Origin of the sequence: Streptomyces sp. CoH27, from assembly GCF_020181035.1 — a bacterium.
GTDB classification, from domain to species: Bacteria; Actinomycetota; Actinomycetes; order Streptomycetales; family Streptomycetaceae; genus Streptomyces; species Streptomyces camelliae.
This window is the reverse complement of sequence record NZ_JAIQYY010000004.1, coordinates 217604-237887: the sequence shown is the minus strand read 5'-3', so window position 1 is coordinate 237887 and position 20284 is coordinate 217604. Positions and strand designations below refer to the sequence as shown.

Sequence of the window (20284 nt, the reverse complement as noted above, 5' to 3'; positions counted from 1 at the left end):
GCCGTCGGCCGCCCGGGCTCAGGTCATGGCTCGGCCGATGCGGTCAGGACGCGATGCAGGTGTTCCAGGGCGTCGAGAAGGACCGAGCGGTTGTACCAGCTCAGCCAGGCCGCCGTGTCGGAGGCCAGCAGGGCGAGGGCCTCGGACCGGTCGGTGGTGGGGCGGTGTCCGGCGTCGGGCCAGTGCAGGGTCAGTACGCCGGCGCAGGACCCGGACCCGGACAGTACGGGGACGCTCTGCACGGCACGGGTGCCCGTGGCCAGCAGGACGCGCCGGGACTCCTCGGACAGGAGTGTGTCGGCGGCCACGTCGGGCACGCTCACCGGGCGCCGGCGCCGGTACGCGAGCGCGTCCGCCGTACCCTCGTCCCAGCCGCGCACCAGATGGTCCAGAAACGTATCCGCACAGCCGTGGTCGGACTCCGGTACCAGCGCGTTCACGGCCGGGTCGACGCACTGCACGTAACCGGCCGAGGCCCGCCCGAGGGCGAGCGCCTCGTGCAGCACGGCGTCGATCATCTGCCGCCGGCTGCGCGGGTCCCGGCCCTCGCGGGCCAGGATCCGCAGCGGTGGCACGGGCAGGGGCCGACGGCCCGGGAACCACACCGCGCCGTCCGGCGGCCGGGCCACCACCACGGCGGAGACGAGGACGCGGAGCGGCACGTTGAACCGCTGCGAGCCCTCGCGCAGCGCCCGGAAGGCGGTGCCGGCGTCGGGCAGGCCGTAGCGGACCATGAGCACGCCCTGCGCCAGGCCGATGACCGGGGCGGTGCGCACCCGGGAGCGCAGCGCGCGGACCTCCTTGCGCAGATCCTCGTAGCTGGGCCGCAGCGGGTCCGCCATCTGCGACCGCCAGGCGGGCAGGTCCGCCCTGCTGGTGGCGGCACGGGCCAGTTCGCGCAGCGCCTCGTCGAGGGTGGCGTAGAGCTGTACGCCGTCCAGGCGGGCGAGGTGCACGGCCTCACGCACCCCTGGCCGGGCCCGGACGACGATCAGGTCCGGGCGGCCGGTGCGGGCGCGTGTCGTCTCGCTGAGCGCGCGCAGCACGGCGGCACCGCCGAGTTGCACATGGGCCAGGTCGAGGACGGGCCGCAGCCCCGCCAGGTCCGCCTGTTCCAGGTGGCCGCGCAGCTGCGCCGACCAGGAGCGGGCGCCCTCGGCGTCGAGGCTGCCGGACATGCGTAGCAGCAGTGCGCCCTCGGCGGGCAGTCCCTCGACCACGGACGACTCGATGACCAGCGGGGCCGACGCGCCCGAGCTGCCGGAAGCGGGTGTCATGGTCCCGCCCGTCGTCGCGTCGTCACGGCGTCCGGTGCGGCCCCCGGTTCCGTACCCGCGTCCACGTCCGCGTCCACGGCGTCCCTTCGGGCCTCCAGGGCGTTCAGGGCGGACGCCATCGTGGCGTGCACCCGGACGCCCGGCAGCCCGGCGGTGCGCAGCGCGTCCCGCGCGTGCGGGCGGGGCTGCACGACGGGCAGGGCGCGACCGGAGAAGGCGAGGACGCCGGTCGCCCGGTCCAGGGAGCGCACGGCGGCGGCGCAGGCGAGGTACATCTCGGTCAGATCCAGCAGGGGGTGTTCTCCGGCCTTGTCGGCGTGGGCGATGTGCTCGGCCAGCACCTCGGAGAACTCCATGGCGTTGGAGGCGTCGACCGTGCCCCGGGCCTTCAGAACGCTGATCACGCCGACCTCGGGACGCCGCTCGTGCACGGTCTGCAGAAGCAGCGGGGCCGGGCCACGGGGGTGGGCGTGAGCACGGGACGGCTGACCGTTTTCCATGGGATCGGGCTTCCTGAGTGGGGAAGGATCAGCCAGCCGCGTCTTGACCGGGGCTTCACTGTGCTCCGCGCGTCCGCTCGATGCAACGACTTTCCCCGGGCGTGTCGCACCCCCGGGCGACGCCACCGAACGGATGTGCTCCGACGCCGCCCCGGCCGCCAACTCCCGGCCCCGCGAGCTCAGCCCCGCCGGCACGGAGCCCGCGATGGCGGCGATGAGGGCTTGAAGGCCGGTGCGCGCACCCGGAGTTGCCCGCCGTGGCGGGCCGCGTACAGGGCCTGGCTCCCCCGGGGAACAACGGGCCGTTTCCCGGCGGGGACGCGGAATGGGCTGTGGCCCGGCGGCTCCTGCTCAGCGTCCGGCCGTCCGGGAAGCAACTGGCCAGAATGCCAGGTGAGTCGGGTGCCGGCCGCCGGACCCTCCGGTCCTGGTGCCGTCCCGTTCCGTCGAGCGGGCGTACGCCACCGGACCGCCGGCGCGCGACGGCGGCCAGGGTGATTCCTCCCGCCGTCCCGGCCATCACCGCCGGGGCGACACACATCGCGCTCCGTGATCATCGCTTCTGCGCGTGACCTCGCCGGGTCCAAGGTCGATACTGCCAGTAGCTCCGTACTCCACCCCGCTCCCGCAAGCCGCACGAGGAGACATCGATGAGGATGCTGATCAACGTTCCGGAGACCGTCGTGGCGGACGCGCTGCGCGGGATGGCGGCCGCGTATCCCGATCTGACCGTGGACGTGGAGAACCGGGTGATCGTCCGCCGGGACGCCCCGGTCGCCGGGCAGGTCGCGCTCGTGTCGGGCGGCGGGTCGGGGCACGAGCCGCTGCACGGCGGGTTCGTGGGTCCGGGCATGCTGTCCGCCGCCTGCCCGGGCGAGGTGTTCACCTCGCCGGTGCCGGACCAGATGGCCCGCGCCGCGGCCGCCGTGGACAGCGGCGCCGGGGTGCTGTTCATCGTGAAGAACTACACCGGTGACGTGCTCAACTTCGACATGGCGGCCGAACTGGCCGAGGACGAGGGCATCCAGGTCGCCAAGGTGCTCGTGAACGACGACGTCGCCGTCACCGACAGCCTCTACACGGCGGGCCGGCGCGGCACCGGGGCGACCCTGTTCGTGGAGAAGATCGCGGGCGCCGCCGCGGCCGAGGGACAGCCGCTGGAGCGCGTGGAGTCGATCGGCCGCCAGGTCAACAGCAACTCCCGCAGCTTCGGTGTGGCCCTGAGCGCCTGTACGACCCCGGCGAAGGGCAGCCCGACCTTCGATCTGCCGGACGGCGAGCTGGAGTTGGGCGTCGGCATCCACGGCGAGCCGGGCCGGGAGCGGCGGCCGATGATGACCTCCGGGGAGATCGCCGACTTCGCGGTGAATGCGATCCTGGAGGACATGCCTCCGCGCAACCCCGTGCTGGTGCTGGTCAACGGGATGGGCGCGACCCCGCTGCTGGAACTGTTCGGCTTCAACGCCGAGGTGCAGCGGGTGCTCGCCGAGCGCGGTGTGGCCGTGGCCCGCACGCTGGTGGGCAACTACGTCACCTCCCTGGACATGGCGGGCGCCTCGGTGACGCTGTGCCAGGTCGACGAGGAGCTGCTGCGGCTGTGGGACGCGCCGGTGAAGACCCCGGCGCTGCGCTGGGGGATGTGATACGGCGGTGCGGAAGGCGACCGCCACCGCGACCGACACCTCTGCCCCACCGATCAACCCCTTTACCACGCAAGGAGTTCCAGTGCTCGACGCCGACTTCTTCCGCCGCTGGATGGCGGCGACCGCCGCGTCCGTCGGCCGTGAGGCGCAGCGGCTCACCGACCTCGACTCGGCCATCGGGGACGCCGATCACGGCATCAACATGCAGCGCGGCTTCACCGCCGTGACGGCCGCCCTGGCGGAGGAGGCGCCGGACACCCCGGGTGCCGTGCTGATCCTGGCCGGTCGGCAGCTCATCTCCAAGGTCGGCGGCGCGTCCGGACCGCTGTACGGCACGCTGCTGCGCCGGACCGGCAAGGCGCTCGGCGAGGCCGCCGAGGTCAGTGAGGGGCAGTTGGCGGCGGCGCTGCGGGACGGCGTGGACGGGGTGATGAAGCTCGGCGGGGCGGTGCCCGGTGACAAGACCATGATCGACGCGCTGGTGCCGGCCGTGGATGCGCTCGGGGACGGGTTCGCCGCCGCGCGTGCCGCCGCCGAGCAGGGCGCCGAGGCCACGATCCCGCTGCAGGCCCGCAAGGGCCGGGCGAGCTATCTCGGCGAGCGCAGCATCGGCCACCAGGACCCGGGGGCGACCTCGTCGGCGCTGCTGATCGCCGGACTCTCCGCGGCGGCCGAGTCGGCGGAGGGCTGAGGCGTGAGCGGGGAGAAGCTGGTCGGGATCGTGCTGGTGTCGCACAGCGCGGGGGTGGCCGCGTCGGTCGCCGAGCTGGCGAAGGCCCTCGCGGGTGGGGCCACGGCGGTACCGGTGGCCCCGGCGGGCGGCACCGAGGGCGGCGGGCTCGGCACCAGCGCCGAGCTGATCTCCGCCGCGGCGGCGTCGGTCGACCGGGGTGCCGGGGTCGCGGTGCTCACCGACCTCGGCAGCGCCGTGCTGACCGTGAAGGCGCTGCTCGCCGAAGGCGACGAACTGCCGGACGGCACCCGGCTGGTGGACGCGCCGTTCGTCGAGGGCGCGGTCGCAGCGGTGGTCACCGCCTCCACGGGCGCCGACCTGGCCGCCGTGGAAGCCGCGGCAACGGACGCGTACAGCTACCGCAAGACGTGACGCGGCCCCGGGTGGCGCGGCGGGAGCGGGGCCGGCCTGAGCTGTACACGGCCGCTGACCCAGGCCCCTGACGACGCGTGGCCCGTGGCCCGGCCGCCCGACGACGCATGGCTCGTGACGCGGCCGGTGACCGGCACGTGACCGGCCCATTTCATCGGCGCGCGGCCAGAAGGGGGCCGGTCTGTGGTGTCGCCGGAGCCGGTCCGCGGTGCGCGGACCGGCACCGCGCCAGTCAGCAGCGCGCCGCCGGCGCAACTCCTGGTCGACGGCGCGTAGCCAGACCGTGCCATCGACCCCCGACGGGGACCAGGTCCTGCCATCGACGCACAGTCGGCACGAGGGGCCCTGTCATCGACGCACAGCCGGGACGAGGGGCCCTGTCATCGGCTCGCTGCCCGGGCAGGCTCCGTCAGTGGTGCGTGGCCGAGGCCGGAAATCGTCAGTGGTCGGTGAGGAACAGGCGGGCCATGCGCTCGCCTGCCGCTGCCGCCGCCGCGTGGTCCTCGATGGGAACGACGCGGGAGTTCCTGAAGACGATGTAGGTGACGCCGGAGGGCACCCCGCCGCCGCGCGGGTCGGTGGGGATTCCGAGGCCCTGGGCGGTGGCGTAGGAGGCCTCGCCGATGAGGTCGCGCGGGCCGATGTCGCCGACCACCGCGTACTGCACCCTGTCCCGGTAGACGACAGCGGCGACGGAGCCGCCCTGGACGCCGGCGGCGCGATGGTCCCAGATCCGGCTCGGTGCCGGGACGACGATGTAGGGCAGTGTCTCGGCGTTCAGGTGCCGCCCGTCGGACTGCTGGAACGAGGTGGTGGTGGCGAACACCGGGTCGGTACGGCGGTTGCAGCGCGCGGTGGCCTGGCCGTCGCAGTCGATGTCCAGGTCGGCCTTCCAGTAGACGGCGTCCCGGGTGCCGCACACCGGGACGGTCGCCGGGCTGCCGGCGTCGGTGCGGTACCGGCCGTGGGAGATCTGGTGGCACTCGCCCAGCCGGGCCAGCAGATCCACCGCGGCGACGGCCCCCTCGCTCCGCACCACGGGCCGCCGCGGCGGCGGAACGGCGGCGGCCTGATCGGACAGCGCGGCCGGGGCGAGCAGGGCCGTGCCGGCCGCGGCCAGCGTCAGCAACGGGACACGCACGATGAGGGACCCTCTCGTCGGGGACGGGACGGACATCCGGCCCGTCGAGGAACGGGCCGGCATCCAGCCCACTGTGGTGCGGGCCCGGGCCCTGGTCCGTCCGGAGCACTGGGAAGGGGCCGGATGGAGCACGCTTCTGACGCCCCGTGAGGGACAAGAGGAATGTCGACGGACAACAGGGGCCGGGGATCCGGGACGATTCCGGCCGGATCCCCCGGCCGCCCGCGACGGCGCGGCTCCAGCGACGACAGCGTGTCCGCGCCGACGGCATGAACTCCCCTGCCCTCTCGGGTAGTTCAGCCGCAGGGAGCATCAGCATACGTAACTCCCGTTCCGGCGAGGAACACCGGGTCCGGCTGCGGGCAAAGCTGCCGGACGGCACGTGGGGCGGCTGGTCGGCGGAACGAACCGTGACGACGGGTGAGTGAGGCCGCGCGTCCGCTGCCGCCGGTGATGGCGGGCGGCCCGGCCCCACCCGGCCTGCGCCGCACGAAGGAAACCGTCACCTGACCGGCTGTCCCCAGGTGCGCGCACCCCCGTGGCCGCGTTGGCTGCTGACCAGGCAGCACGGACGTTTCCCGACCCTCGGCGGCGCATGGGACGTACCGCCGACCGTGCCGCCGGAGGCCAGCCCATGCACACCTCGCGACTCCTCCTGCGCACCGGTCCGGCCCTGGTGGCCGCCGCCGCGCTGCCCCTCGTCCTCGCCGGTCCGTCCACCGCCGCCTCGGGCATCTCCGTCAGTACCACCGGCTCCACCGTCTCGGTGGTGACCAGCGCGTGCGCGCAGATCAACGGCAGCTGGGGCAAGGCGGCCCTGCTCACCAGCCGGCAGGCGAACTTCGCGCAGGGCCGGCAGATGGCCCTGGCGGGCACGACCGTCAGCCAGTCCGCGGCCTGGCCGGGAGTGCGCCCGGGGACGTACACGGTGGTCGTGGTCTGCTCCAGCGGCAGCACGGCGGGCACCCAGTCGGTGGTCGTATCCTCGCCCTCGGCGCCGACGATCTCCGCCACGTCCTCGCCGGCCCCGTCCCGTGGTGTGCTGGGCGGCCTGGGCGGCGCCGCCCGGGACTACGGCCCGCTGACGCTGGGCCTCGGCGCGGCGCTGGTCGGCACCGGCGTGATCGCCACGGGGTGGTACCTTCGCCGCCGTTCGAAGCCGTACCGGCTCTGAGCAACGCGTCGAACGGCACGGCCGTACCGGCTCAGCGCGGGGCTCAGCCGGCGTCGGGCAGGTCGTCGAACTCCGTCAGGGCATGGGTGAGCCACTGGGTCCAGAACGTCTCCAGGTCGATGCCGGCGCGCAGCACGAGATGACGCAGCCGGTCCTCGGGGGCGTCCCGGTCCGGTGGGAAGTCGCGCTGCTCGATCTCCTGGTACTCGGTCAACTGGCGCCGGTGCAGCTCCAGATGGCGGCGCAGGTCCGCCCCCAGGCCCGCCGTGCCGACCACCGCCGCCGCGCGCAGCCGGAGCAGGAGCGTGTCCCGCAGCGGCTTGGGGTCCTGGGCGGCGGCGGTCCAGCGGGCCAGTTCGGCGCGGCCCGCGGGCAGCACCTCGTAGCTCTTCTTCTGCCCGCGGGCGGGCTGTTCGGACGGCAGGGTGCGGATGAGCCCCTCGGCCTCCAGCTTCCCCAGCTCGCGATAGATCTGCTGGTGCGTCGCGGACCAGAAGTAGCCGATCGACTTGTCGAACCGGCGGGTCAGTTCCAGTCCCGACGACGGCTTTTCCAGCAGGGCGGTGAGGATCGCGTGCGGGAGTGACATGGGTTCATCCTAGGGACGCGCGGGACGAGCCCTACAGCGTCGCCGCCAGCTCCGTACCCTGCTTGATCGCCCGCTTGGCGTCCAGCTCGGCCGCGACGTCCGCACCGCCGATCAGATGCACGCTGCGCCCGGCGGCGGTCAGGGCGTCGTACAGGTCGCGGCGCGGCTCCTGGCCGGTGCACAGGACGACCGTGTCGACCTCCAGGACCGTGCTCTCCTCGCCGACGGTGATGTGCAGGCCCGCGTCGTCGATCCGGTCGTAGCGCACGCCCGGCACCATGGTCACGCCGCGGTGCTTCAGTTCGGTGCGGTGGATCCAGCCGGTGGTCTTGCCGAGTCCGGCGCCGACCTTGGTGGTCTTGCGCTGGAGCAGGTGGACCTGGCGCGGCGGGGCCGGCCGCTCGGGCGTGGCGAGCCCGCCGGGCACCCGGTAGTCCATGTCGACGCCCCAGGCGCGGAAGTACGTCGCCGGGTCCTCGCTCGCCTTGTCGCCGCCGTCGGTGAGGTACTCGGCGACGTCGAAGCCGATGCCGCCGGCACCGAGGACGGCGACCCGGTCGCCGACGGGGGCGCCGTCGCGCAGGACGTCCAGGTAGCCGAGGACGCGAGGGTGGTCCACGCCGGGGATGTCGGGGGTGCGCGGGGTGACGCCGGTAGCGACGACGACCTCGTCGTAACCGCCGACCGTCTCGGGGGTGACCCAGGTGTCGAGGCGTACGTCGACCCCGTGCGCGTCGAGCTGGTGGCGGAAGTAGCGCAGGGTCTCGTCGAACTCCTGCTTGCCGGGGACCTTGCGGGCGACGTTGAGCTGGCCGCCGATCTCGCTCGCAGCGTCGAACAGCGTGACCTCGTGGCCGCGTTCGGCGGCGGAGACCGCGCAGGCCAGACCCGCCGGTCCGGCACCGACGACGGCGACACGCTTCTTCAGCCGGGTCGGGGAGAGCACCAGCTCGGTCTCGTGGCAGGCGCGCGGATTGACCAGGCAGGAGGTGATCTTCCCGCTGAAGGTGTGGTCGAGGCAGGCCTGGTTGCAGCCGATGCAGGTGTTGATGGCCTCCGGGGTGCCGGCGGCGGCCTTGGCGACGAAGTCGGGGTCGGCGAGCATCGGGCGGGCCACGGAGACCATGTCGGCGAAGCCGCCGGCCAGCAACTCCTCGGCGAGTTCCGGGGTATTGATGCGGTTGGTGGTCACCAGGGGCACCGACACCTCGCCCATGAGCTTCTTGGTGACCCAGGTGTAGGCGCCGCGCGGTACCGAGGTGGCGATGGTGGGGATGCGGGCCTCGTGCCAGCCGATGCCGGTGTTGATGATCGTCGCCCCGGCGGCCTCGACCGCCTTGCCGAGCGTGACGACCTCCTCCAGCGAGGAGCCGCCGGGGACCAGGTCGAGCATGGAGAGCCGGTAGATGACGATGAAGTCCTCGCCGACGGCCTCGCGCACCCGCTTGACGATCTCGACGGGGAAGCGCATCCGGTTCTCGTAGGAGCCGCCCCAGCGGTCGGTGCGCTGGTTGGTCTGCGCGGCGATGAACTCGTTGATGAGGTAGCCCTCGGAGCCCATGATCTCCACGCCGTCGTAGCCGGCCTGCCGGGCGAGGCAGGCGGCGCGGGCGTAGTCGTCGATGGTCCGTTCGATGTCGGCGTCGGTCAGCTCGCGCGGCACAAAGGGGCTGATCGGCGCCTGGAGCGGGCTCGGCGCGACGAGGTCCTGGTGGTAGGCGTACCGCCCGAAGTGCAGGATCTGCATCGCGATCCGGCCGCCCTCGCGGTGCACGGCCTCGGTGACCATGCGGTGCTGCTCGGCCTCCGCCTCGGTGGTGAGCCGGGCACCGCCCTCGTACGGCCGGCCCTCGTCGTTGGGCGCGATGCCGCCGGTGACGATGAGGCCGACGCCGCCACGCGCCCGGGCCGCGTAGAAGGCCGCCATCCGCTCGAAGCCGCGCTCGGCCTCCTCCAGGCCGACGTGCATGGAGCCCATGAGCACGCGGTTGGGCAGGGTGGTGAAGCCCAGGTCGAGCGGGGTCATCAGATGCGGGTAACGGCTCATCGGGCCCTCCGTGCGCGGTGTCGTCGCCTCTTGTTGTAGAGGACGCGAACCCCTTTATGCAACTAGTTGCATAACCGACGGAGGGTGACCCCAGCCACTCTGTGACCACTCGTATGTACAGGCGAGCGCACCGGCACGGATCCGGCGAACGTACGCCCCGGACGGCGAGGAGCCGGCCGGGGCGCTGTCATCGCGCTGCGCGATCGGCGTCAGGCGCTCTCCAGGCGCAGATGCAGGTCCCGCTCCTGGTCGCCGGAGGCCGCGCAGGTCTCCTGGACGGTGAAGATGGAGTCCAGGGTGTGCCGGAACCGGTTCACCGCCCAGTAGCCGCCCTGGACGTCCGCCTGGACGGACGCGCCGAGGTGGACCGGCGCACAGTGCGGCACGTGTTCGTCCGCGACGTCGTACGTGCCGAGCCACACCATCGGCCGGACCTCGTGGAACTGCTGCGGCACCTCGTCCGCGCCCCGGTCGGAAGCGAAGCAGGACCTCAGGGCGTCGAAGACGATCCGGGCGTCCTCCTTGGAGCCGCTGATCTCCACCGTGACGGTTTCCGGATGCGACCGCTCCGTGTGTGCCATTGATCGCTCCTTTCGTGGCCGTGCTGCGGTGGAAGGGAGTACCCCGCCGAACCGCGTCCATCCTCAGGAAAGCACCACCGGCCGCGGAACACACCCCCAGCCGGGCTCAGCCGCGCGAGAACTTGTACGTCTTGCTGTCCGTGAGGATGCAGAAGCCGGGCGACATCACGATCACGCGCAGGATGCCGGTGCGCCGGTCGTAGTCGATGCCCTCCACCTCGAAGGTGCCGGAGCAGGAGCTGCGCAGCGGCAGCTGGCGCAGGGCGGTGACGTGGCCGGTGACGTCCGAGGAGCCGGGCGTGGCCGACAGGTCGATCCGGAGCAGCGGCTTGGTCATGCCGAAGAGGGTGCCGTCGGGGTCGTCCGAGGAGCACAGCAGGGTGGTGGGGCCGGAGAAGTCGCAGCCCTGGACGTCACGGACCGGGTGGTCCAGGTTCACCTTCGAGGCCAGCGGGAGGTTCGCCGAGGGCGAGGTGCTCGCGTTGACGCCCGGGGTCGGGAAGACCAGGAAGCGGTTCATCGTGCCCCACTCGCCCGAGAGCATCCACTGGCCGTCGGGGGAGATCGCGTCCCAGGAGTTGTTCAGGGCCTCGCCGGGGCTGAGCGTGTGCACGTACTCCGACCAGGTGCCGTCGGGCGCCTGCGCGCGGTACATCTTCGCATTGCCCGAGTCCTCCTGGTAGGGCTCGATGTAGTAGCCGTTGTAGGAGGCGTCGGGGTCGCCGACGTGGTTCCAGCCGCGGACGGAGACACTGAGCGGGATGGTGCCGATGCCGGTGTACCGGTTGGGGCTGTTCGCCGGGACCTCCACCGAGGTCAGGCCCTGGCTCTCGGTCAGCGGGTCGGCGCGGTCGGAGCCGGTCTCCGTCCAGGTGTCGGCGGCGGACGCGGGCGCGGGGGCGGCGAGGGACACGACGGCGGCGGTGGCCAGGGTGACGAGTCCGGCGAGGACTGCGTGACAACGTTGCCGGGCGGGCGCGGGCATGGCCGACTCCTCGGGCGGGGGGACGGGTACTCGGTCGGCGGACAGTCTGGCGTGGCGCGGTAGTCATGTACAGACCAATACAGCAACATGGGCGTGAACTCTCCCGGCCCGCGCACGGCGCGTGCAGGATGTGCGGGACGGGAACCCGTGCGGGGCACGGCGGGACGGCGCGGGAGCGGACGCCGGGCACGGCGGCTCCGGCGGACGTGCGCCGCCGTGGTGAGAGATGGTGGAGGTAGCCGGCGAGGGTGCCGGGGAGTCGGGTGTGACGCGGTGGACCAAGGGGAGCCGGCACGGGGGACGACGTGCCGAGCCGACGGGCGAAGGCGGTGCAGGGCATGGGTGCAGCCGAGGCTCCGGTGACGCAGGGCGGCGAGCCGGTGCGCGGCCCGGTGCGCCCGGGCGGCCTGCTCGACGTGCTGGGCGTGGCGTCGGTGGTGCTGGACACCGACGGCCGGATCGTGCTGTGGAGCCCGCAGGCCGAGGAGCTGTTCGGGTACAGCGCGGGCGAGGCGCTCGGCCAGTACGCCGCCCGGCTCATGGTCCACGAGCGGCATTTCGAGCTGGTCGGCAGGCTCTTCGCCGATGTGATGCGCACCGGGCAGAGCTGGGCCGGCGGCTTCCCGATCCGGCACAAGGACGGCAGCACCCGCGTGGTGGAGTTCCGCAACATGCGGCTGCTGGACGACCGCGGTGACGTGTACGCGCTCGGACTCGCCGCCGACCAGTCGACCGTACGGCGGCTGGAGCAGGACGTGGCGCTGTCCGAGCGGGTGGTGAAGCAGTCGCCGAGCGGGCTCGCCGTCCTGGACCCGCAGTTGCGGTTCGTCTCGGTGAACCCGGCGCTGGAGCGGATCAACGGGCTGTCCGCCGCCGAGCACGTGGGGCGCCCGCTGCACGAGGTCGTGCCCCTGCTGGAGACCGACGTCCTGGAGGCGGAGGCCCGGCGGGTGCTGGACACCGGCGTGCCGCTGATCGACCGGCTCGTGGTGGGCCGTACCGCGGCCGACCCGGAGGAGGACCACTCCTGGTCGCTGTCGCTGTACCGCCTGGACGACGCGCTGGGCAACGTGCTCGGCGTCGCGGCCTCCATCGTCGACATCACCGAGCAGCACCGGGCCTCCCTGGAGGCCGAGGCGGCCCGGCGCCGGCTGGCGGTCATCGCCGACGCCTCCGCCCGGATCGGGACGACGCTGGAGCTGGACCGCACCGCCTGCGAGCTGGCCGACGTCGCCGTGCCGGAACTCGCCGACGTGGCCGCCGTGGACCTGCTGGACCCGGTGGTGGAGGGCCGGCGCAGCACGCTGGGCCCGGCGGAGCCGGCGGTGATCCGGGCCCTCGCCGTGCGTCCGCAGGACGGCTCCGACGCGCTCCGGGCCGCCGACCGGCCCGGCCGGATCGCGACGTACGGCCCCGACCGCCTGGTCACCGAGTGCGTGCGCTCCGGTGAGGCGGTGCTGGTGCGGCAGGTCAAGGACGAGGACCTGCCGCGCATCGCCCGCTCCCCCGAGGCCGCCGCGCTGCTGGCCCGGGCGGGACTGCACTCGTATCTCGCGGTACCGCTGATCGCGCGCGGCGAGGTGCTCGGCGCCCTGGACCTCAAACGCACCCGCAATCCGGCGCCGTTCGACGAGGACGACGTCCTGCTCGCCCGGGAGCTGGCCGCCCGCGCGGCGGTGCAGATCGACAACGCGCGCTGGTACCAGAACGCTCGCAACACCGCCCTCACCCTCCAGCGCAGTCTGCTGCCCAGTCATCCGCCGGTCACCACCGGCCTGGAGGTGGCCTCGCGCTACCAGCCGGCCGGGGCCACCAGCGAGGTCGGCGGCGACTGGTTCGACGTGATCCCGCTGGAGGGTGGCAAGACCGCGCTCGTGGTCGGCGATGTGATGGGCAGCGGCATCAGCGCGGCCGCGACCATGGGCCGGCTGCGTACGGCGACCACCACGCTGGCCGCCCTCGACCTGGACCCGGCGATGCTGCTGGAGCACCTGGACAGCACGACGTCGGCCCTGGACCACTCCATCGCGACCTGTGTGTACGCGGTCCACGATCCGCATCTGCGGCAGTGCCGGATCGCCAACGCCGGCCATCTTCCGCCGGCCCGGGTCCGCCCCGGCCGGCCGCCGGAACTGCTCGACCTGCCCACCGGGGTGCCGCTGGGGGTGGGCGGGGTCGGCTTCTCCACCGTCGCCGTCGACTTCGAGCCCGGCGACGTGCTGGTGTTCTACACCGACGGGCTGGTGGAGACCCGCCGCCACTCGCTGGACGAGCGCCTGGACTTCCTGCTGTCCCTGCTCGACGACCCCGCACGCCCGCTGGAGGAGACCTGCGACTTCCTCCTGCGGACCCTGCACCACCCCGACAACCACGACGACGTGGCCCTGCTCATCGCTCGGGCACAGCAACTGCCTTAATACTTACGGCAGTTCACCGATCACCACATGCGCGTACAGCTCCTCCGACACCATCAGACGAGCCGTCAGGCCGGCGTCGGCGAAGGCCTCTACGGCGGCCGGTGCCTGGCGTTCGCTGGTCTCGGTCAGCAGGCAGCCGCCCGGGGCGAGCCACTCACGCGCCCCGGCGGCCACTCTGCGCAGTACGTCGAGGCCGTCCGCGCCGCCGTCCAGCGCCACCAGCGGCTCGTGGTCGCGGGCCTCCGCCGGCAGCAGCGGCACCTCGGCGGTGGGGACGTAGGGCACGTTGGCCATGAGGACGCCGACGCGGCCGCGCACGTGCGAGGGCAGGGCGTCGTAGAGGTCGCCCTCGTGCGCCCGGCCGCCGAAGGGGGCGAGGTTGCGGCGGGCACAGCGGACGGCGGCCGGGTCGATGTCCGCGGCGTGCACCTCGGCACCGTCCAGGGCGGCGGCGAGGGCCGCGCCGAGGGCACCGGAACCGCAGCACAGGTCCACGACGACGGACGCGTCCGGCGCCTGGGCCAGCGCCTGGCCGACGAGGAACTCGGTACGGCGGCGGGGCACGAACACCCCCGGTTCCACGTGGATGCGCAGACCGTGGAACTCGGCCCAGCCGAGGACCTGTTCGAGCGGGAGCCCGGCGACACGCCGGTCCACCATCGAGGTCAGCTCTTCGGCGCTGCGGGCGGTGGCGAGGATCAACTCGGCCTCGTCCTCGGCGAAGACGCACCCGGCGGCGCGCAGCGCGGAGACGACGGCGGAAGGGGAAGAGGGGGAAAGCACGGCGGGCGAGAGCCTTTCGGGAGCGCGATACCGGATGGGCGCTCCCGCGGTCACCGCTGCCGGTGCACCGCGCCGTCCTGAGGAGAGAGCACCCCGGCTGACACAGCGGTGATGGGTCCCACCTCCTCGGCGATCGGGGCCGCGACCGTTCGCGACCGGACGGCCACCCTACACCGACGGCCGCGCGGGGTCGCCGTACCGGGGCCGCCGGGAAAAACGGGTGACGCCCGGCCCGGACCGTGGTTACGATCCCGGCGATGACCACTCACTCGACTCAGCGATTGGGGGTCCCGTCCGCGCAAGGTGAGTGCTGATGCCCACCTCGACCGCGTACCGGGACACCCGGCTTTCCCTGTGGCAGCGTGTGCGTGCGTACGCCGTGCCACCGTCCATGATCGAGCTGGCCGCCGGCCGCCGTGCCGTCGGGGACTGGGCGGGGGCCTGCGCCGCCGCCCGGGTCGACGTCGACCTCGATCTGCGTTCCGTCGCCCGCGCCCACGGCCGGGAACTGGCGGCCCTGCTCCGCACCGATCTCCGCCATCTCGCCCCCGACCTGCTGCGCTGGCACATGCCGAGGATCGCGCCCGACGGGCTGCTGCGCCCGGGGCTGACCCTCACCCTGGCCCGGTACGGCACCTCCGGCCGGGCCGGTCCGCTGCATCTCGTGGCCCGTACCCCGCCGGCCTGGGCCGATGCCGGCCAGCGGATCAGCCTCGCCCTGTGGGATCCGGCCCGCGCGCACAGCGGCGGCCATCCGCATCCCCGCCCGAACCGTCGCTACCGGCTCGATCTGCACCGGCACCTGTGGGACGCCCGCAGGACCGCCGAACTGCGCGACCGCTCGGGCGCCGGCGGGCCCGCGCCGCCGGACGCCGACCCGCTGGGGCTCGCGCCGCCGGAGCAGGGCTGTGCCGTGGGCCGGTGGGCGGCCGAGGCGCGCGTCCTGCTGGGCGCCGAGAAACGGTCCGCCGGCGTCTTCGCCGTACGGCTCGGCAGCCGGCACCGGCTGATCCTGGCGGTGGACGCGGACGACACCCCGGAGCCGACCGGACACCGGCACGCGGCCGGACAGGCCGACGAACTCCCCGGCCTGTCCGGGCCACGGCCCCGTGACCACCCGCACCTCGTCGCGGACGGCGACGGTGCGCCCTGTCCGCGGATCGTCGCCCAGCGCGTGCCGGGCGGCCTGCGCGCCGTGCCGGTGCTGCCCGACGCGGCGACCTGGGTGACACCCGATCTGGAGTTGCTGCGGGCCGGGCTGCTCGGCCCGGACCGGCTGCATCCCCTGGTGGCCGCCGCGCTGGCCCCCGGCCACCGGCCGCAGGGGCCGCCGCCCGACGCCGATCCGGTGGCCGGGGCCCATGTCGTGGAGTGCCGGGGCGAGCGGCACCGGATCGGCCTGGTCGACGGTGTCCTGGTCCCACTGGACCACGCCCCGGACGAGATCCGGCGCGAGGAGCTGCTGGCCTCGCTCGGTGGTCCTGCGCTGCCCTGCCTGCGGGTCATCGACGAGGCGCACCGGCGTCCGGACTGCCTCACCGGCGTCCGCGAGCGACTGGACCACGGCGACAGCGCCGGGGCCCTGGCCGTGGTCGAAGCGCTGCTGGGTCCTCAGGCGGTGCTGCGCGACGGTCCACTGCGGGACGCACTGGCGGCCGCGGCCGAACGGCGCATCGCCCACGGTATCTACCGGGCCGGCCTGACCGGCCCCGCCCACGCCCCGGCCGACCCGTACCGCAACCGGATCCGGCACCGGCAGCCCAACCGTCTGCACTGAACTCCCTTTATTTCTTGCCCCGTTGGCGCAAACCCCTTCCCTTCTCCCGACTTCAGGTGATGCCACATGACTCCTTCCGCCCTGCCCGCCCTCCCTCAACTCGACGTAGCCGAGACTCTGTTGACCCTGCTCCGCGACACCACCACCGAGCCGCGCGCCGACATCCAGCTGGAGGCGCTGACCCTGGCCGTGGCCGCCGACCTCCCGGTCCTGCTGTGGGGCGAGCCCGGCATCGGCAAGACGGCCGCGCTGACCCAGCTCGCCGCCGCTCTGGACCTGCCGCTGACCACCGTGATCGCGAGCGTGCACGAGCCGTCCGACTTCTCGGGGCTGCCCGTCGTGGGCGACGATCCCGCCGTACAGGGCGTGCCGATGGCGCCGCCGGACTGGGCGGTGCGGCTGGTGCGTGCCGGGCGGGGGCTGCTGTTCCTGGACGAGCTGTCCACCGCTCCCCCGGCCGTGCAGGCGGCGCTGCTGCGGCTCGTGCTGGAGCGGCGGATCGGTGCGCTGCGGCTGCCGGCCGGGGTGCGGATCGTGGCCGCCGCCAACCCGCGCTCCTCGGCCGCCGACGGCTGGGAACTGAGCCCGCCGCTCGCCAACCGGTTCGTGCATCTGCAGTGGGTCCACGACCACGACGTCGTCGTACGCGGTCTCGGCGGGACCTGGCCGCGGGCCACCCTGCCCCGGCTCGACGCCGAACGGCTGCCCGAGGCGGTGGACTTCGCCCGGCGCGCGGTGTGCGCCTTCCTTCAGGCGCGGCCGGGGCTCGTGCACCGGCTGCCCAGTGGGGAGAGCCGGCGGGGCGGGGCATGGCCGTCGCCGCGGAGCTGGGAGGCGACCCTGCGGCTGATCGCCTTCGCCACGTCCGCCGGATCCTCGCGGGACGTGCTGTCGCTGCTGGTCCGGGGCACCGTGGGCGACGGTCCGGGGCTGGAGTTGCTGGCGAGCCTGGACCGGATGGACCTGCCCGACCCGGAGTCGCTGCTGGCCGACCCGGCCGGTGCCGTGCTGCCCGAGCGCGGGGATCTGCGCCAGGCCGCGCTGGACGGAGTGGTGGCCGCGGTGCGGGGGCGACCGGAGCGGGCCCGCTGGGACGCGGCCTGGGCGTTGCTGGTGCGGGCGATGGAGACCGGCGCGCCGGACGTGGTGGTCGTCCCGGCGACCACGCTGGCCTCGCTGCGCCGGGAGGACTGGGAGGTGCCGGCGGCGGTCGAGCGGCTGGCCGGGGTGGTGTCCCTGTCCCGGCGGGCCGACGAGGCCGCCCGCCGCTCCGTGCGGACCGCCGGGGCCCGGCGATGACGACGCGGACACCCGGGGCGCTGGACCTCGGCAAGCTCTTCGCGGCCCGGCTGCACGCGGCCCGCGCCCGGCCGTACCTGGCGACCGCGTTGTTCGCGCTGCGCCCGGTGGAGTCACGGCAGGTGCCGACGATGGGGGTCGACCAGTACTGGCGGTGCTACGTCTCCCCGGCGTTCGTGGACCGCACTGCGCTGGAGGAACTGGCCGCGGTGTGGGTGCACGAGGTGGCGCATCTGCTGCGCGACCACCACGGGCGCGGCGACCGGATCGCGCGCGAGCGCGGACTGACCGGCCCGGCGGAGCGGCTCCGGATGAACATCGCCGCGGACTGCGAGATCAACGACGACGTCTACGGCGACGGTCTGGTGTGTCCCGAGGACGCGGTGACACCGCAGAAACTGGGGGTGCCCGCAGGCTGGTTGATGGAGGACTACCTACGGCATGTCCGGCTCGGGCCGCCGCTGGACCGGCTGGGGTGGCTGGACTGCGGCAGCGGCGCGGACGGGCTGGAGCGGGCGTGGGAGCTGGGCCCCGACGGCGCACACGGGCTCAGCGAGCAGGAGCGGGACGCGGTGCGCTTCCGCGTGGCCCAGGGCATCAAGGGCGCTCCCGGCAGCGCCCCGCAGAGCTGGCGGCGCTGGGCGGAAGAGGTGTTCCATCCGCCGCAGCCGTGGCGGCAGTTGCTGGGCTCGGCGCTGCGCTCGGCCGTCTGTGCACCGGGTGCGGGCGAGGACTATCACCGCGGCCGTCCGGCACGACGCTCGGCCGGAGTGCCCAAGGTGGTGCTGCCGAGCCTGCGGCGCCGTCCGCCCCGGGTCTGCGTGGTCGTCGACACCTCGGGCTCGGTCAGCGACGCCGAACTGGGCAGTGCGCTGCTGGAGGTGGCCGCCATCTGCCGGGCCCTGGGCGGACGGCGGGACCTGGTCTCCGTGCTGTCCTGCGACGCCGCGGCCCGGACCGTGCAGCCGCTGTGCCGGGCAGAGGGCATCGAGCTGACGGGCGGTGGCGGGACGGACCTGCGCGCCGGGTTCGCGCGGGCACTGCGGACCCGGCCCGACGTGGTGGTGGTGCTGACCGACGGCCAGACCCCGTGGCCCGAGGCGCGGCCCGCCTGCCGGACCGTGGTGGGCCTCTTCTCCCGGGCCGGCGGGTCGTACGACGAGAACGATCCCGACTACCGACCGGACGAACCACCCGCGTGGGCACGGGTGGTGACGATCGGTTCCGGGCCGGGCTGACACACCGGCAGGGGCACCGCCCCAGGCCGGGCGGTGCGCTCCCTGTCCTCGGTGGCCGGTGCCGGATCAGACGCCGACCGTCTCCTCGATCTCCTCCTCGGTCTCCGCTTCCGCCTCCGCCTGGTCCGCCGCCGTCCGCTGCACGGCGGGAGCGGCGGTCGGCCCGGCGGTGGCCGTCTCGCCGTGGGCGGCCGCGTGCCGGGCGCGCCGGGGCCGCTCGTACAGGGCCGCGATCCCGGTCACCACGAGGCCCGCCAGCAGCCAGGCCGCGAGGGTCCATACAGTGCGCGCGAGGCCGTCGTCGCCGAAGTACAGCAGGCTGCGGATGCCCTCGACGAAGCCGGCGCCGTTCCAGAAGGCGTGCAGGGTGCCGAAGAAGCCGTTCTGCAGCTCGGGGCGGAACAGGCCGCCGGAACTGGTGAAGTTCAGCATCACGAACAGCACCATCATGGTGAGCGTGGTCCACCGCTTCAGGAAGGTGTGCAGGCCGACGCCGATGAGGAGGATGCCCGCCGAGTACAGCCACGCCATGCCGAACACGCTCGCGAGGTCGTGGTGCGCGAGATGGAACACCGGCCCGGCGAGCAGCGTGCCGATACCGCCGACCACGGCGGAGACACCGAGCGCGAGCAGCGCCCGTACCCGCATCGGCAGCTCGGCGCCCGCGGCACCGAGGGCGGCGACCGAGGCGTAGGAGCCGATGCTGACCGCGATCAGCAGGAAGAACAGGCCCTGGCCCGTGGGGTCGTCGGCGACCGGCGCGGCCACGTCGGTGACCTTCAGCGGCACACCCTGCTCCGCGGCGACCGGAGTGAAGACCTTCTCGACGGCCGTCGCGCCCATGTCGGAGGCGGCGCTGGCCACGAGCAGCTCGGGCTTGTGTGCGCTCGGCACATAGGCGCCGGTCACATCGCGGGACTTCAGAAGGTGTACGGCGTCGGCACGGGTGGCGACCGTACGGACGTCGAGCTTGTCCCCCGCGGTGTCCTTGACCGTCTGGGCGAACACCTTCGCCTGCGGGGTGGTGCCGACGACGGCGACCGGCAGGTGGTGCGGCTCGGGGGTGACGAAGGCCCCCATGTACGCCAGCCCCATGCCTATGCACATCAGCAGCGGGGTGATCAGGTGCGTGAGCACATGGCGCAGTGCCGGTGACCTCATCGCGCAGACCTCCAAAGGTTGGCTTATACAACTCTCAGTTTAAGTTGTACTATACAACTAGAACGCCTGAGGAGGTATTCCCGTGAGCGCAGCGGAGTCGGCCGTCGAGACGATCCAGCGCGAGATGACGATCTTCGCCCGCCGGGCCCGTGCCTCGGCGGGCCGTATGCACCCCGAGCTGTCGCTGGTGTCGTACACCCTGCTCGGCCATCTGGAGGAGCAGGGCGGCTGCCGGGCGACGGACCTGGCGGCGCACTACGCCCTGGACAAGTCCACGGTGAGCCGCCAGGTGGCGGCACTGGAGCGGGCCGGGCTGATCGAGCGCCGGCTGGACGCGGAGGACCACCGGGTCCAGGTGCTGCATCTGACGGAGGCGGGCCAGGAGATCCTCGACCGGGTCACCCGCAGCCGCCGGGCCGCCTTCCGCGAGCGGCTCACCGGCTGGCCGGAGGAGGACCTGATCCGCTTCGCGGCCTATCTGGAGCGGTACAACGGGGGCCCGGGCGGTACCGGGTCCGACTGACCGGAGCCGGGCGCCCCGGCTCCGGCAGCGGTACGACCGGGACG

Annotated in this window: 18 protein-coding genes and 1 pseudogene; 10 read left to right on the top strand and 9 right to left on the bottom strand. The window is 73.7% G+C overall.

The features are described 5' to 3' along the window. Positions 1–23: 23 nt before the first annotated feature. On the bottom strand, positions 24–1277 hold the full coding sequence (locus LE548_RS08155; protein WP_225095980.1) for an ANTAR domain-containing protein: 1254 nt from the start codon (positions 1275–1277) through the stop codon (positions 24–26). Then, entirely contained in the window at positions 1274–1777 is a 504-nt protein-coding gene (locus LE548_RS08150) for an anti-sigma factor antagonist (RefSeq protein ID WP_225095979.1), read from the bottom strand. The genes LE548_RS08155 and LE548_RS08150 overlap by 4 nt, the downstream gene beginning before the upstream one ends. Positions 1778–2427: 650 nt before the next feature. Between LE548_RS08150 and dhaK the strand changes: the two genes are divergently transcribed. The 3 genes from dhaK (at position 2428) to LE548_RS08135 (ending at position 4525) form a co-directional block, all read left to right on the top strand. Further along, positions 2428–3420, top strand: a complete 993-nt coding sequence (dhaK, locus tag LE548_RS08145) for a dihydroxyacetone kinase subunit DhaK (protein ID WP_225095978.1) — start codon at positions 2428–2430, stop codon at positions 3418–3420. An 82-nt stretch (positions 3421–3502) separates the two neighbouring features. Then, positions 3503–4111 carry a dihydroxyacetone kinase subunit DhaL gene (gene dhaL / locus LE548_RS08140; RefSeq protein WP_225095977.1) on the top strand — a complete coding sequence of 203 codons (609 nt, stop codon included), beginning with the start codon at positions 3503–3505 and terminating at the stop codon, positions 4109–4111. Between the two features lie 3 nt (positions 4112–4114). Continuing rightward, positions 4115–4525: a PTS-dependent dihydroxyacetone kinase phosphotransferase subunit DhaM gene (locus tag LE548_RS08135; protein ID WP_225095976.1), complete on the top strand. Its 411-nt coding sequence runs from the start codon at positions 4115–4117 to the stop codon at positions 4523–4525. A 439-nt stretch (positions 4526–4964) separates the two neighbouring features. Here LE548_RS08135 and LE548_RS08130 read toward each other — a convergent pair whose 3' ends face one another. Continuing rightward, positions 4965–5666 carry a glycoside hydrolase family 75 protein gene (locus tag LE548_RS08130; RefSeq protein ID WP_225095975.1) on the bottom strand — a complete coding sequence of 234 codons (702 nt, stop codon included), beginning with the start codon at positions 5664–5666 and terminating at the stop codon, positions 4965–4967. Between the two features lie 335 nt (positions 5667–6001). On the opposite strand from LE548_RS08130, the pseudogene LE548_RS08125 reads away from it, so the two are divergent. Together LE548_RS08125 and LE548_RS08120 are read left to right on the top strand one after the other, a co-directional pair. Beyond that, a pseudogene (locus LE548_RS08125) lies at positions 6002–6094 on the top strand (hydrolase); the annotation flags it as partial. 206 nt (positions 6095–6300) lie between these two features. Beyond that, positions 6301–6840 (top strand): hypothetical protein, encoded by a 540-nt coding sequence (locus LE548_RS08120; protein ID WP_225095974.1) that lies wholly within the window; start codon positions 6301–6303, stop codon positions 6838–6840. 43 nt (positions 6841–6883) lie between these two features. Here the strand turns inward: LE548_RS08120 and LE548_RS08115 are convergent, their stop codons facing one another. The 4 genes from LE548_RS08115 to LE548_RS08100 form a co-directional block, all read right to left on the bottom strand. Next, positions 6884–7429 carry a PadR family transcriptional regulator gene (locus LE548_RS08115; RefSeq protein ID WP_225095973.1) on the bottom strand — a complete coding sequence of 182 codons (546 nt, stop codon included), beginning with the start codon at positions 7427–7429 and terminating at the stop codon, positions 6884–6886. Between the two features lie 31 nt (positions 7430–7460). Then, positions 7461–9476 carry an NADPH-dependent 2,4-dienoyl-CoA reductase gene (locus tag LE548_RS08110; protein WP_225095972.1) on the bottom strand — a complete coding sequence of 672 codons (2016 nt, stop codon included), beginning with the start codon at positions 9474–9476 and terminating at the stop codon, positions 7461–7463. 209 nt (positions 9477–9685) lie between these two features. Beyond that, positions 9686–10057, bottom strand: coding sequence for a hypothetical protein (locus tag LE548_RS08105; protein WP_225095971.1), 372 nt, complete (start codon positions 10055–10057; stop codon positions 9686–9688). A 106-nt stretch (positions 10058–10163) separates the two neighbouring features. After that, complete coding sequence (locus LE548_RS08100) at positions 10164–11042, bottom strand: hypothetical protein (protein ID WP_225095970.1); 879 nt, start codon at positions 11040–11042, stop codon at positions 10164–10166. Positions 11043–11380: 338 nt separating this feature from the next. Here LE548_RS08100 and LE548_RS08095 point away from each other — a divergent pair, with 338 nt between their 5' ends. After that, positions 11381–13459: a SpoIIE family protein phosphatase gene (locus tag LE548_RS08095; protein ID WP_225095969.1), complete on the top strand. Its 2079-nt coding sequence runs from the start codon at positions 11381–11383 to the stop codon at positions 13457–13459. Between the two features lie 3 nt (positions 13460–13462). Here LE548_RS08095 and LE548_RS08090 read toward each other — a convergent pair whose 3' ends face one another. After that, positions 13463–14242 carry a putative protein N(5)-glutamine methyltransferase gene (locus LE548_RS08090; RefSeq protein ID WP_225095968.1) on the bottom strand — a complete coding sequence of 260 codons (780 nt, stop codon included), beginning with the start codon at positions 14240–14242 and terminating at the stop codon, positions 13463–13465. A 313-nt stretch (positions 14243–14555) separates the two neighbouring features. Here LE548_RS08090 and LE548_RS08085 point away from each other — a divergent pair, with 313 nt between their 5' ends. From LE548_RS08085 to LE548_RS08075, 3 genes are all read left to right on the top strand, one after another. Beyond that, the gene (locus tag LE548_RS08085) at positions 14556–16019 is read left to right on the top strand and encodes a hypothetical protein (RefSeq protein ID WP_225095967.1); all 1464 of its coding nucleotides are present in this window, start codon (positions 14556–14558) and stop codon (positions 16017–16019) included. 66 nt (positions 16020–16085) lie between these two features. Then, positions 16086–17318, top strand: coding sequence for an AAA family ATPase (locus LE548_RS08080; RefSeq protein ID WP_225095966.1), 1233 nt, complete (start codon positions 16086–16088; stop codon positions 17316–17318). Continuing rightward, on the top strand, positions 17315–18556 hold the full coding sequence (locus LE548_RS08075) for a VWA-like domain-containing protein (RefSeq protein ID WP_225095965.1): 1242 nt from the start codon (positions 17315–17317) through the stop codon (positions 18554–18556). Before LE548_RS08080 ends, LE548_RS08075 begins: the two co-directional genes overlap by 4 nt. 66 nt (positions 18557–18622) lie before the next feature. Here the strand turns inward: LE548_RS08075 and LE548_RS08070 are convergent, their stop codons facing one another. Continuing rightward, positions 18623–19717, bottom strand: a complete 1095-nt coding sequence (locus LE548_RS08070) for a hypothetical protein (RefSeq protein WP_225095964.1) — start codon at positions 19715–19717, stop codon at positions 18623–18625. A gap of 82 nt (positions 19718–19799) precedes the next feature. Between LE548_RS08070 and LE548_RS08065 the strand changes: the two genes are divergently transcribed. Beyond that, a complete protein-coding gene (locus tag LE548_RS08065) occupies positions 19800–20240 on the top strand; it encodes a MarR family winged helix-turn-helix transcriptional regulator (RefSeq protein ID WP_225095963.1) in 441 nt (146 codons plus the stop codon). Positions 20241–20284: the final 44 nt, after the last annotated feature.